The following is a 12,519-nucleotide window of genomic DNA, read 5'->3' as shown; positions in this document are numbered from 1 at the left end:
CCACACAGCCGGTCCGGGCTTTTGACATCATCAGAAACGCAGGGCCACCTTGCCGCGGCGGCGGCGACGGCGCCAGGTGGACGGCGCAAACAGCGCCAGCATGGGGAACAGTTCCAGCCGGCCGGCCAGCATGTTGAAGCTGAGCAGCCATTTGCACCAGGGAGAAAAATCTGCAAAGGACCCCATGGGCCCCACAATCTCCAGACCGGGTCCCACATTGTTGATGCAGGTGGCCACGGCGGTGAAGCTGGTGATCAGATCAAAACCATCCAGCGAAATAAGCAGGATGGAACCCACAAAGAGGGACAGATACACACTCAGGTACACGCTGGCGCCGCGGACGGTCTTGTCATCCAGGGGACGGCCTTCAAAGCGGATGGTGGTCACCGCATGGGGATGCAGCATGTGCTGGACTTCCCGCACGCTGGACTTGGCCAGAATAATCACACGGGAAACCTTCAGGCCGCCGGCGGTGGAGCCGGCACAAGCGCCCAGGAACATCAGCATAACCAACACCGTCCGGCTGAAAGAAGGCCACATATTGAAATCGGTGGTGGCATAGCCGGTGGTGGTAATGATGGACGACACCTGGAAAAAGGACAGACGCAGCGCCTCGGCAAAATTCTGGCACATATGGCTCAGATTGACCGCAATGGCCAGGGTGGACGCAGCCACCACACCCAGGTAGGTCAGCAGCTCTTCAGACAGGAATGCCTGCCGGAAATGCCGCAGCAATATGTAATAGTACAGATTGAAGTTGATGCCGAAGAGCAGCATAAAGACGGCAATGACCATCTCGATATACACGCTGTTGTACGCCCCCACACTGAGGGCCTTGCAGCTGAAACCACCGGTGCCGGCTGTCCCGAAGGAGTGGATGAGCGCATCATACAGCGGCATGCCCCCCGCCAGAAGCAGCACAACTTCCACGGCCGTCATCACCAGGTAGATGCGGTAAAGAATTTTGGCCGTATCCTGCAGTTTGCTGGACAGCTTGCCCACAGTGGGGCCGGGGACCTCCGCCCGCATCAGGTGCATGGCACGGCCGTCGGTCATGGGAACCACCGCCATGACAAAGACCAGAACGCCCATGCCGCCCACCCAGTGGGACAGGCTGCGCCAGAAAAGACAGCCCCGGCTCATAGCCTCCACATCCTTGAGGATGCTGGAGCCGGTGGTGGTAAAGCCGGACACCATCTCAAAGAAAGCATCGGTATAATCCGGGATATCCCCCGAAAGCAGAAAAGGCAGCGCGCCGAAAGCGCTCATGAGAACCCAGGCCAGAGCGACGACCACCAGACCGTCTCTGGCATAGATGACCGTATCTTTGGGCTTGCGCAAGCCGAACAGGCACCCGAGCGCCATCAGCAGCAGGATGGGAATGAGAAATGCAAAGATGGTGTTTTCCCCATAAATCAGGGCACAGGCCATGGGCAGGACAAGCAAAGCAGCCTCCGCCATGAAAATGCGGCCGAGAACAAAAGCAATCATTCGATAATTCATTGGCTCGCCTCTTACTCCACGACCTCACGAAGGTCGGTAATGGGCGTACCGGTGGTCACGATGACCACGTCGTCCCCGCGGCGCAAGCTGTCGGAACCGGACGGGATCAGGGTCTGGCCGTTGGCACGCACGATGCCTGCAATCAGCATCCCCTTTTTCAGCGTCAGGTCTTTCAGCGGTGTGCCCACAAAAGGAATGTCCGGCCCCACATTGAATTCCAGGATCTCCACACGACCACTCACTGCACGGTGCAGGGTCCGGATGTTGGACCCGAAGGAGTTCTGCATCCCTCGCACATACTGCAGGATAGTCTCGGCGGTGACATCGCCGGTGGACACCACACTGTCCACCATGCCGTTTGCGGTGGCCAGATCCGCAAAGGAACTGCGGTTGATCTTGGCTACCACCTTGCAGGAATTGAGCTGGGCCGCATACATGGAAAGGATGATGTTCGTCTCATCCAGGCCGGTCAGAGCCACAAAGGCATCCATCTCCGCCAGACCTTCCTCATTGAGCAGTTCACTGTCCGCAGCGTCCCCCTGAATGACCAGGACTCCGGGCAGGCGTTCGCTCATGTCACGGCAGCGGGCCGGGTCGTTGTCAATGAGGGTGATGTGCATGTGCATATCCCGCAGCTCCTTGAGCAGGTAATACGCCATGCGGCTGGCCCCCACCACCATGACGTTGGACGCACGGCCCTTGAACAGCCCCAAACGGCGGAAAAAGTTCTCCAGTTCCTGGGGAGAGGCAGTCAGATAAACCTTGTCCCCTTCTTCCAGCACGAAATTGCCGTCGGGGATGGTGATATCTTTTCCACGGGCCACGGCACACACCAACAGCTTGACATGCATATTGCTGTACAGGTCAGACAGCTGCAGGCCGCACAGAGGGTTGCCGGGATTGATGCGGTATTCAATCAGTTCAAACCGGCCCCGGCAGAACTGTTCCAGCTTGATGGCATTGGGAAAACGCAGCACCCGGGAAATCTCACGGGCCGTGGCCTTTTCCGGATTGACAAACATGGAAAGGCCCAGCTCCTGGCGCATGAACCGCAGCTGTTTTTCGTATTCCGGGTTGCGGATACGGGCAATGGTATGGCGGGTCCCGATCTTCTTGGCAACCAGACAAGCCAGAATGTTGATCTCGTCGCTGGAAGTGGTGGCCACCAGCAGGTCGGCACCGTTTTCAAAGGCTTCGCTCTGAATTTCATAGCACCCGCCATTGCCCGGTACGCCGCGCACGTCAAAGACATTGACGATGCTCTCCACGCGGTCAGGGTTGATATCAATACCGACGATATCATGCCCTTCGGCAGTCAGCTGCTCGGTCAAAGCACGGCCGACCTTGCCCAAACCGACGATCACGATTTTCATACTGCACCTCTGTACACGAAATAAACGCGCAAAGCCTTTCGGATTTGCGCAAAATTTCCATTCTATTTTTGGCTATTATACGAGAGCCCGCGACAAAATTCAACTGTTTCTTTGCTGTATCTTAATTCTGTGTTCCTTTTCTTAGCCGATTCTTTGCCTGTCAAGGTTGATTTTTCCCAATGCCCCGTCCCGCAGCGGCCCCCTGAAAAAAAGGCTTGCATTTTACTGGTAGGTATGATAGAATAGCCATTGCAGCGCTGGTGGTTGATCCGGTGGTGCAATATGCGGAAGTGCTGGAATCGGCAGACAGGCACGTTTGAGGTGCGTGTGTCCATGACGTGTGGGTTCAAGTCCCATCTTCCGCACCAACCCAGCGGGTTTGGCCCCGCCCAAAAGCCCCGGCTCTGTGCCGGGGCTTTTGGTTTGTCCGGATTTTTTTGCAAAGAAAGACCTCACCGCAGGGCATTCGTTCGCCCGAGGAGTCCATTTATGGCTATCAAACACGATACCGCCCTGACCACCGGGCCCATCACCAAAAGTCTGATCCTGTTTGCGCTGCCCATGATGGCCGGCAATCTGCTGCAGCAGCTGTACAATGTGGCGGACACCATCATCGTAGGCCGCTTTCTGGGAGCCGATACCCTCGCGGCGGTCGGCTCCGCTTACACCCTGATGACCTTTCTGACTTCCATCCTGCTGGGGTTGTGCATGGGCAGCGGCGCGCTTTTTTCCATCCGTTGGGGAGAGGGTGACCGCAGCGGACTGAAAAGCGGGATCTTCCACGCCTTTGTATTTATCGCGTCAGTGACCATAGTCCTGAACATAGCCGTCTTTCTGCTGCTGGACCCCATCCTGGTCCTGCTTCAGGTCCCCCACGGCATCATTCCCCTCATGCACACCTATCTGTGGTGTATCTTCTGGGGCATCCCCGCTGTGTTCCTGTACAACTACTTTGCTGCCCTGCTGCGGGCAGTGGGCAACTCGGTAGTGCCCTTGGTGTTTCTGGGAATATCGGCCATTCTGAACATTGTGCTGGACCTGACTTTTGTGCTGATCTGCGGCTGGGGTGTGGCCGGTGCGGCCATTGCCACCGTCATCGCCCAGTATGTATCCGGCATCGGCATTGCGGTGTATACCTTGATCCGCCTGCCCATGCTGGTACCCGCAAAAGAGGATTGCCGTTGGAGCCGGAGTGTATTGGGTGAGATCGTTTCCTTTTCCCTGCTGACCTGTGTACAGCAGAGCATCATGAACTTTGGCATCCTGATGGTGCAGGGGCTGGTGAACAGCTTCGGGGAAGTGGTCATGGCAGCCTTTGCCGCCGCCGTCAAGATTGATTCCTTTGCCTACATGCCGGTACAGGATTTCGGCAACGCCTTTTCCACTTTCATTGCCCAGAACTACGGCGCCCGCAGCCAGGAACGCATCCGCAAAGGGACCCGCAGTGCGGTAATCTGTGCCGCCGTTTTCTGTGTGGCGGTAAGTGCGGTCGTATGTCTGTTTGCCGCACCGCTTATGGGCATTTTTGTGGATCCCACCGATCCGGCCGTGGCCCAGATCACCGCCGTGGGTGTTCAGTATCTTTGGATCGAAGGCGCCTGCTACTGCGGCATCGGCATCCTGTTCTTGCTGTATGGATTCTACCGGGCAGTGCGCCGTCCAGCCATGTCGGTGGTGCTGACTGTCTTCTCCCTGGGCACCCGGGTGGCCCTGGCCTACGCTCTGGCGCCGCAGGTGGGCGTGTGGGGCATCTGGATCTCGGTCCCCATCGGCTGGGCACTGGCCGACCTGGTGGGGGCGGTGTACTATTTCCGCCGCCGTGCCGCTCTGCTGCCGGAATCATCTTCTTTTTGAAAATATGTATGAAAAAAGCCCCGGCTGGTAAAACAGCCGGGGCTTTTTGGTGCGGATAACAGGAATCGAACCTGCACGTCATGGACACTGGACCCTAAAACCAGCGCGTCTGCCAGTTCCGCCATATCCGCTCAACACACACCAGTGTACCAAGCGACGGACATTTTGTCAATCGGCAGACAAGCTGTTCAGGTAGGCGGCAGGGCCGCTTTCGTACAGATCTCCCCCATGAGCGTCCAGCAGAACGGTCAGCGGCATCTTCTCCACCGTGAGGCGGCGCACCGCCTCGCAGCCCAGATCCGGCCAGGCGATGACCTCACAGCTGCAGATGCTGGCGGCCATCAGGGCACCGGCCCCGCCCAAAGCGGCCAGATAGACCGCCCCGTTGCTGACCACGGAAGCCTTGACGGCGGCATCCCGTTTGCCCTTGCCGATCATGCAGGCAAGCCCCAGGTCCAGAAGACGGGGGGTGAACTTGTCCATACGGCCGGCGGTGGTGGGTCCGGCAGCGCCAATGACCTGGCCGGGACGTTCCGGGGTGGGGCCCACATAATAAACAGCGGCACCGCGGATATCAAAAGGCAGCGGTTTGCCGGCATCCAGCAGCTCCATCATCCGGCCATGGGCCGCATCCCGGGCGGTATAGACCGTGCCGGACAGAAGCACGGTATCCCCCGCTCTGAGCTGTGCAAGGGCTTCTTTTGTCAAAGGCGTGTGAAGCTCATACTGCATACCTGTTTACCTCCCCTGCCGCGCACGGCGGTGCAGTTCCTTTACCTCCTCATGGTGACGGTTGACCATATCTTCCAGCTTGGGGTCGGCAATGCCGCCGGAAGCACGGGAGGAGGAGAGTGGAATATCAATGTCAGAAGTACGCGGAGCACGGCGCCCCACGCCTTCCAGCGGGATATCAATATTGGGTTGACGTTTGGCTGGCATAACTCTTTCTCACTTCCTGACAGGTTTGTGGTTACAATTCAGCAGTGGCACGGCGGGTTACATGGCAGCCGATATTGACGGCCACCGGCAGGCACGCCACATGGGTGGGAGCCTGTTCGATGGCAACGCCCAGGCAGGTGGTGGCACCGCCAAAGCCCTGCGGCCCGATGCCCATGGCATTGATAGCCTCACACAATTCCCTTTCCAGAGCCGCATAATAGGGGTCCGGGTTGGGGCAGTCCAGCGGCCGCAGCAGAGCATGCTTGGCCAGCAGAGCACATTTGTCGAAACTGCCGCCCACGCCAACGCCCAGAATAATGGGCGGGCAGGGATTGGAACCGGCCAGCCGGACCGTTTCCAGCACGAAATCTTTCACGCCCTGTACGCCGTCGGCGGGCTTGAGCATGGCCAGACGGCTCATGTTCTCGCTGCCGGCCCCTTTGGGTGCCACCGTAATGCGGCAGCCGTCCCCGGGGACCAGCTCCACCGTGAGGAAAGCAGGGGTGTTGTCCTCGGTATTCTGGCGTTTCAGCGGGTCGCCGGTGATGCTTTTGCGCAGATAGCCTTTGGTATAACCACGGCGCACGCCTTCATCCACCGCATCCCGCAGAGTGCCGCCGGTGATATGAACGTCCTGCCCCAGCTCCACAAAGACACAGGCCATGCCGGTATCCTGGCAGATGGGCAGTTCCTTCTCCGCTGCGGCGTCCAGGTTGGAGCGCAGCAGTTCCAGGGTGGTCCGGGCCAGCGGCCAGGGTTCAGCCGCGATGGCCTTCTCTTCCGCGGTGCGGATATCCTCCGGCAAAAAGCGGTTTGCCTGGATGCACAGCTGTTCTACCGCGTCGGTGATGGCTGCGGCCTGAATTTCCCGAATGCTCATGCGCGGGCCACACCGCTTTCCCGCGCAGCTTGCGCCACAGCGTCGGCCACGGCCGGAGCCACACGGGGGTCAAAGGCCTTGGGCAGGATATTCTCTTCATTGAGTTCCTCATCAGGGATCAGGGAGGCGATGGCGCGGGCAGCGGCCAGCTTCATGGAAGCATTGATGTCCCGGGCACGCACGGACAAGGCGCCCTTGAAGATGCCGGGGAAGGCCAGAACGTTGTTGACCTGGTTGGGGAAGTCACTGCGGCCGGTACCGATGATGCGCACACCGGCTGCCTTGGCGGCGTCGGGCATGATCTCCGGGGTGGGATTGGCCATGGCAAAAACAATGGCATCCGGTGCCATGGTGGTAGCCATCTCCGGGGTCAGTGCTCCGGCCACAGAAGTGCCGATGAACAGGTCGGCGCCGCGGATGGCATCTGCCAGACCGCCGGTGACCCGGCGGGGGTTGGTGGATTCAGCCAGAGCCGCCTTGTGGCCCACAAAGCCGGCGGGACGGCCGGGTACCAGGATGCCGTGTTCATCCACAGCGATGATGTCCTTGGCACCGGCGGTCTGCAGCATCTTGATGATGGCGGTGCCAGCAGCGCCGGGACCGTTCTGGACAATACGGATATCCTCGATGCGTTTGCCCACCACTTTCAGGGCGTTGAGCACGCCTGCCAGCACGATGATGGCGGTGCCATGCTGGTCGTCATGGAAAACAGGGATATCCAGGTCCCGCTCCAGTTCGGCTTCGATGTCAAAGCATTCGGGGCTGCGGATATCCTCCAGGTTGATGCCGCCGAAGGTGGGCGCGATGGCTTTGACCGCCGCCACGACCTCCTCTTTGGTCTTGGCGTTCAGGCAGATGGGGAAGGCGTCCACCCCGCCGAACTCCTTGAACAGGACACATTTGCCCTCCATGACCGGCAGACCCGCTTCGGGACCAATATTGCCCAGGCCCAGCACGGCGGTGCCGTTGGTGACCACGGCCACCGTGCGGCCCTTGAGGGTGTAGGTGTAGACATCATCCGGGTTTTCCTTGATTTTGCGGCAGGGTTCGGCCACACCGGGGGTGTAGGCGGTGGAAAGAGCATCCTTGTCCCGCACTTCCACCAGGCTGTTGACGGTCAGTTTGCCATGGTGGGCTTTGTGCATGGCAAGAGCGGCGGCATTGTAATCCATGGGTCGACTTCCTTTCTGAGACGGTTCTTTCCCCGCCGGCAAAGCGGGAAACGGGTCAATGTTTGTGATCGGGTTCCAGCTGGGCGGCGCCGTAGTTGGATTCCAGACGGATAACACAGAAATGGTCGGGCCAGCGTTCCTTCACCGCATCCCGCAGGGCGGTTGTCAGCTTGGTTCCGCGATGGTCCCGGGCGGTAAGATATTCCGGCGGCACAGCACAGTCAAACACCACATTGGTATGGCTGTTGCCGGATACAATGCGCAGATCATGGATGGCAGCGGCAGGTTCCAGTTCGGCCGCCTTGCTGCGGACAAATTCCCGCAGTTCCCGGGCATGGGGATCATCCACCACCACCGGATCATAGTGGATGGTGGCAGTAAGGCCATCATCCCGGGCCAGATCCCGTTCGATATTGTCGATGACGTCATGGCTGGCCAGCACATCGGCCGCCGCGGACATCTCCACATGGAAGCTGACCAGACGATTGCCGGGGCCGTAGTCGTGAAGCATCAGGTCATGAATGCCCAGCACGCCGGGATAGGTCATGACCTTTTCCTCAATATGGCGGATCAGGGCCGGGTCGGGAGCAGCGCCCAGAATAGGGTCCAGGGTATCCCGGACCAGGCCGAAGCCGCTGTACAGGATAAAGGCCGCCACCGCCAGACCGGCCAGACCATCCAGACGGTTGATGCCGGTAATGGACGCTGCCAGACTGGCCACCAGGACTGCGGAGGTGGACACCACGTCGTTGCGGGCATCGGCTGCGGTGGCGATCAGGGTTTCGGACCCGATGAGGGTACCGATCCTGCGATTGAAGGCGGAGATCCACACCTTGATCAGGATGGATGCCACCAGGACCGCGCCGGTGAGCAGGCCGAATTCCACCACCGAAGGATGAATCAGCTTGGCCACGCTCTCCTTGAGCAGCTCAATGCCAATGACCAGAATCATCACCGATACAGCCAGACCGGCCAGATACTCGTATCGGGCATGGCCGAAGGGATGTTTGTCGTCCGCCGGACGGGCCCCCAGGCGGAAGCCCACCAGACTGACCACACTGGAACCGGCATCGGACAGGTTGTTCACGCCATCGGCAGCGATGGCCACGCTGCCGAACAGGGTGCCGACGGTGAATTTGCCGGCAAACAGAAGCAGATTGCAGAAAATACCGGCCACGCAGGCCAGATTGCCGTACGCAGCACGCACGGAAGGTTTTGAAGTGTCTTCGCTGTCTTTGATGAAAAGACGGATGAGCCAACGGGTCACGCCCCGGTCTCCCCTTTCTTGTTGGACGGATACACAATATATCCCGGCTGAAAAAGCAGCGGAGCCGCGCAAAGGCGAGTCCGCTGTGTAAAGTGTTTTCGGTTTATGCCCCGCTTGCCAAACAGCAGGGCAGGTTCAGAGGCAATCAGTCCCGCACGATGCAGGCATCGCGCTCGGGGCCGACGGAGATATACTTGATACGGCAACCCACAGCCTGTTCCAGGTATTCCACATAAGCGCGGGCCTCAGCAGGCAGATCCTCATACTTGCGGACACCGGTGATGTCGCAGTGCCAGCCCTTCATCTCCTTGATGACCGGCTGGGCGTCGTCCAGAGTTTTGCCGGTGGGGAAACGGCCGGTCACGGTGCCGTCGGACAGACGGTAGGATTCCACCACGGGAATGGTTTCCATATAATCCAGCACGTCCAGCAGGGTCAGGGCCAGTTCATCACAGCCCTGGCACTGCACGCCGTAACGGCTGGCAACCACGTCGAAGGGACCCACACGGCGGGGACGGCCGGTGGCAGCACCATATTCATGGCCGTGTTCACGCAGCACGTCCTTGTCGGCTTCGCTCATGGCCAGTTCGGCGGTGAAGGGTCCTTCGCCCACGCAGGAGGAATAGGCCTTCATGATGCCCACGGACAGGGTCAGCTTGCGGCCCGGAATGCCGGCGCCGATGGGTGCGTAGGCACTGATGGTGTTGGAGCTGGAAGTATAGGGATAGATACCGTAGTCGATATCACGCAGAGCGCCCAGCTGGGCCTCAAACATGATCTTCTTGCCGGCGTCATCCGCCTGGGCCAGATATTCGCCCACATCGCAGATATAATCCTTGAAGGCAGCAGAGTAATGTTCGCACCAGGCCCACATCTCATCCACACTGACGGGCTTCTGGTCATAGATGTTGACCATGGTCAGGTTCTTGGATTCCACAATGGTTTCCAGGCGCTTGCGCACACCGGCGTCCATATGGACCAGATCCCCCATGCGCAGGGTCTTCTTCATGAACTTGTCGCCATAGGTATAGGCGATGCCGCGCTTGGTGGAGCCGAACTGTGCACCGGTCTTGGACAGACGGGCCTCTTCCAGGCCGTCCTGATCCACATGGAAAGGCATGGTGATGGTGGCACGGTCAGAAATCTTCAGGTTGGCGGGGCTGATCTCAACGCCCTGCTCCCGCAAGGCCGCGATCTCCTTTTCCAGATGGACAGGGTCAATGACCATGCCGCCGCCCATGACGCAGACCACGTCGGGACGCAGGATGCCGGAGGGGATCAGGTTCAGCACGAACTTGCCGCGCTCGTTCTTGACGGTATGGCCGGCGTTGTCACCACCCTGGTACCGTGCGACGATGTCGTAATCCTGGCTGAGAAGGTCGACCATACGGCCCTTTCCTTCGTCGCCCCAGTTGATGCCGGTAATTGCAGTAAGCATGTTTTGCAACCTCTCTTTTGGTTCAATGTACAGCCTTTTCCGCCCGACCCCACAAGGGGCCGATTTGTTCAAACCGGGATACGCCGCCGGATATGATTATACCAGAGATTGTCCAAAAATACAAGGCGCGCCCCGCAGGTTCGAACAAAACTTGCGGAGCGCAGCAAAGATTTTTACTGGGCGGCACGGGCCTGCGCCACCGCGTCGATGAGCGGCTGGGCTTCCGGTGCCGTCAGGATATGGAATCCGTGATCGTCCTCGTACACCACATCCACCAGATCCCGGTAAGGCAGTTCGTCAACGCGCACACTGGGATCCGCGATCAGGAACACCTCCCCTTCCGGCGGGTTGATATGGGACTTTGTCTGCAGCCATCCGTGCAGATCCATCCGGCTCAGGTCCGTAACATCCCACATTTCCAGGGTTCCGTCGGAAAGCTCGGTCATCACATTGGCAAACCAGAAGGTGGCGTACCCCTGGGTGTATCCGTTGTCCACCAGCCAGTCGCAGATGGTTTCCAGGTGCGGCTCGCCCCGGGGCGGCACTTCCACAAACCGAAGGGTGGTCGAGGTGCTGACTCCCAGAAACGCCACCGCAAAAGCAACGGCCAGCCCCCGCCGGGGCAGGCCCCGGCGCAGCGGGAAGGTCTCCCCTTCGATTCCCAGAACCGCAAACGCCAGCGGTACCACCGGCAGCCAGTAGCTTCCGTTGATGCCGATCATTTCATTCATAAAGGCAAAGGCGATGCTGTCCACCAGCAGGCAGGACAGGAAGACGGTCAGCACCGCCATCCGGACAAAGGACAGCTCCCGGCGGCGCATGAGCAGATGCACCACCGAAGCGATCAGCACACCGGCAATCACAAGTCCCAGTGCCCCCAGCAATCCCTGCAGACTGAACAGAGGGATGGGATCCCCGAAGCTCAGGGTGCCGCTGTCGCCGGGATATCCGAAGAGGGTCAGGAAATCGGCCCACACCCTTGTCAGATATTCAAAACTCAGGGCCGTCCAGCTTCGCTGTCCCTGGTCCGAAAAGGTATGGTTGGCGGCCAGGACTTTGGCGTTCACAACATAGCCCGCCAGCGAAACAACCGCCGCCCCCCATGCCGCTGCGGCAAACCGGACCTGGGGCACCGTCCGGGGGCGTTCCAGCGGTGCCTGGTTCCAGCGCCAGCCCAACAGTACCAGGGCTGCCGCGGCAAGGGGCACGTACAGGTTCATCAGGATGCGGATCCCGTTAAGTCCCGCCGCAAAGGCCAGTCCGGCCAGCAGCACAGCGCGGACCGCCGTACGGCGGGCAGAGTCCATTGCGGTGGTAATGCGCAGCACAAGGCCCATGCTGAGCATGACAAAAATCATATGTACATAATAAAATCCGCCGAAAACGCAGTGGAACATCTGCCAGAATCCAAAAGGACACAGCAAAGCTCCCACCAGCCAGGGTGCACTTTTACGCAGCGACGCGCCATACAGAAAATACAACCCGGACACTGCCACCAGCGCAGACAGGATTGCCTGGGCCAGGGTGCGGGCTGCGTGCCAGTTCTGCGGAAAGACCGCCAGCCCCAGTTTGAAGAGGAGCTGTTCGCAGAACACCCGCAGTTCGGTGGAATAATACCAGGCGGTGGAAAGGAACCCGCCTTCTTTATTCAGCTGGGCGGCCAGGACCATCTCCGAGGCCATGTCGCTGTCCAGCAGGGAACGCCCGTACACCACCATGAAGATCACGCCGAACAGCCAGGCTCCGAAAAGCCACAGCCACGGCACCACGGCCCACAGCGTCTCAGCAGCCGTCTTTTTTGTCTTAACTGCGGGCACCGCGCACACCCTCCTTTTTCAGCAGCGGGTGACGGGTACCGTCCGGTTCCTGCACGATGGTATGTTCCAGCTGTTCCTGCACCGCAGCGCGAATGTCCGCAAGATAGCGGCGGCGCAGGTCGGCACGCTCGGCGATTTCGGCCTCGGTCAGGCCCACCGTCTTCGCTTTGTGTGCCAATTCATTGATACGGTCAATTTCGTGTCTTTTCATGGTTTCCCCCTGTAAAATTCCGGCCGAACCGGAAACATTCCTGTTCAGTATACCACGTTCCAAAG

General features: G+C 59.5%; 11 protein-coding genes and 2 tRNA genes. 2 read left to right on the top strand and 11 right to left on the bottom strand.

Features of this window, described 5'->3' with window-relative positions:
- Nucleotides 1–30: 30 nt before the first annotated feature.
- Both Q0K17_RS00175 and trkA read right to left on the bottom strand, forming a co-directional pair.
- Nucleotides 31–1,503, bottom strand: a complete 1,473-nt coding sequence (locus tag Q0K17_RS00175) for a TrkH family potassium uptake protein (RefSeq protein ID WP_294538340.1) — start codon at nucleotides 1,501–1,503, stop codon at nucleotides 31–33.
- 11 nt (nucleotides 1,504–1,514) lie between these two features.
- Entirely contained in the window at nucleotides 1,515–2,876 is a 1,362-nt protein-coding gene (trkA, locus tag Q0K17_RS00170) for a Trk system potassium transporter TrkA (RefSeq protein ID WP_294538337.1), read from the bottom strand.
- A 284-nt stretch (nucleotides 2,877–3,160) separates the two neighbouring features.
- Between trkA and Q0K17_RS00165 the strand changes: the two genes are divergently transcribed.
- Nucleotides 3,161–3,244, top strand: a tRNA-Leu gene (locus Q0K17_RS00165).
- A gap of 121 nt (nucleotides 3,245–3,365) precedes the next feature.
- Nucleotides 3,366–4,730: an MATE family efflux transporter gene (locus tag Q0K17_RS00160; RefSeq protein WP_294538334.1), complete on the top strand. Its 1,365-nt coding sequence runs from the start codon at nucleotides 3,366–3,368 to the stop codon at nucleotides 4,728–4,730.
- A 47-nt stretch (nucleotides 4,731–4,777) separates the two neighbouring features.
- Here Q0K17_RS00160 and Q0K17_RS00155 read toward each other — a convergent pair.
- The 9 genes from Q0K17_RS00155 to Q0K17_RS00115 form a co-directional block, all read right to left on the bottom strand.
- Nucleotides 4,778–4,861, bottom strand: a tRNA-Leu gene (locus Q0K17_RS00155).
- A 37-nt stretch (nucleotides 4,862–4,898) separates the two neighbouring features.
- A complete protein-coding gene (locus tag Q0K17_RS00150) occupies nucleotides 4,899–5,462 on the bottom strand; it encodes a Fe-S-containing hydro-lyase (protein ID WP_294538331.1) in 564 nt (187 codons plus the stop codon).
- A gap of 6 nt (nucleotides 5,463–5,468) precedes the next feature.
- A complete protein-coding gene (locus Q0K17_RS00145) occupies nucleotides 5,469–5,669 on the bottom strand; it encodes a hypothetical protein (RefSeq protein WP_294538329.1) in 201 nt (66 codons plus the stop codon).
- Nucleotides 5,670–5,700: 31 nt separating this feature from the next.
- Entirely contained in the window at nucleotides 5,701–6,543 is an 843-nt protein-coding gene (locus tag Q0K17_RS00140; protein WP_294538426.1) for a fumarate hydratase, read from the bottom strand.
- A gap of 2 nt (nucleotides 6,544–6,545) precedes the next feature.
- Nucleotides 6,546–7,721: an NADP-dependent malic enzyme gene (locus tag Q0K17_RS00135; protein ID WP_294538326.1), complete on the bottom strand. Its 1,176-nt coding sequence runs from the start codon at nucleotides 7,719–7,721 to the stop codon at nucleotides 6,546–6,548.
- 55 nt (nucleotides 7,722–7,776) lie between these two features.
- A complete protein-coding gene (locus Q0K17_RS00130) occupies nucleotides 7,777–8,928 on the bottom strand; it encodes a cation diffusion facilitator family transporter (RefSeq protein WP_366776562.1) in 1,152 nt (383 codons plus the stop codon).
- 205 nt (nucleotides 8,929–9,133) lie between these two features.
- Complete coding sequence (locus tag Q0K17_RS00125; RefSeq protein WP_294538320.1) at nucleotides 9,134–10,426, bottom strand: adenylosuccinate synthase; 1,293 nt, start codon at nucleotides 10,424–10,426, stop codon at nucleotides 9,134–9,136.
- Between the two features lie 173 nt (nucleotides 10,427–10,599).
- The gene (locus Q0K17_RS00120) at nucleotides 10,600–12,243 is read right to left on the bottom strand and encodes a hypothetical protein (RefSeq protein WP_294538317.1); all 1,644 of its coding nucleotides are present in this window, start codon (nucleotides 12,241–12,243) and stop codon (nucleotides 10,600–10,602) included.
- Complete coding sequence (locus tag Q0K17_RS00115; protein WP_294538314.1) at nucleotides 12,230–12,454, bottom strand: DUF896 domain-containing protein; 225 nt, start codon at nucleotides 12,452–12,454, stop codon at nucleotides 12,230–12,232. The genes Q0K17_RS00120 and Q0K17_RS00115 overlap by 14 nt, the downstream gene beginning before the upstream one ends.
- Nucleotides 12,455–12,519: the final 65 nt, after the last annotated feature.

The sequence above is a fragment of the uncultured Gemmiger sp. genome, assembly GCA_944388105.1.
GTDB lineage: Bacteria > Bacillota > Clostridia > Oscillospirales > Ruminococcaceae > Gemmiger.
Note: the sequence above shows the minus strand (reverse complement) of the source record. Positions and strands in the feature narration are given on the sequence as shown.

Excerpts from the sequence above, each read along its gene's own strand:
- Q0K17_RS00150 (WP_294538331.1), bottom strand. The coding sequence starts at position 5,462 with ATGCAGTATGAGCTTCACACGCCTTTGACAAAAGAAGCCCTTGCACAG.
- Q0K17_RS00145 (WP_294538329.1), bottom strand. The coding sequence starts at position 5,669 with ATGCCAGCCAAACGTCAACCCAATATTGATATCCCGCTGGAAGGCGTG.
- Q0K17_RS00135 (WP_294538326.1), bottom strand. The coding sequence starts at position 7,721 with ATGGATTACAATGCCGCCGCTCTTGCCATGCACAAAGCCCACCATGGC.
- Q0K17_RS00115 (WP_294538314.1), bottom strand. The coding sequence starts at position 12,454 with ATGAAAAGACACGAAATTGACCGTATCAATGAATTGGCACACAAAGCG.
- Q0K17_RS00160 (WP_294538334.1), top strand. The coding sequence starts at position 3,366 with ATGGCTATCAAACACGATACCGCCCTGACCACCGGGCCCATCACCAAA.
- Q0K17_RS00125 (WP_294538320.1), bottom strand. The coding sequence starts at position 10,426 with ATGCTTACTGCAATTACCGGCATCAACTGGGGCGACGAAGGAAAGGGC.
- Q0K17_RS00175 (WP_294538340.1), bottom strand. The coding sequence starts at position 1,503 with ATGAATTATCGAATGATTGCTTTTGTTCTCGGCCGCATTTTCATGGCG.
- trkA (WP_294538337.1), bottom strand. The coding sequence starts at position 2,876 with ATGAAAATCGTGATCGTCGGTTTGGGCAAGGTCGGCCGTGCTTTGACC.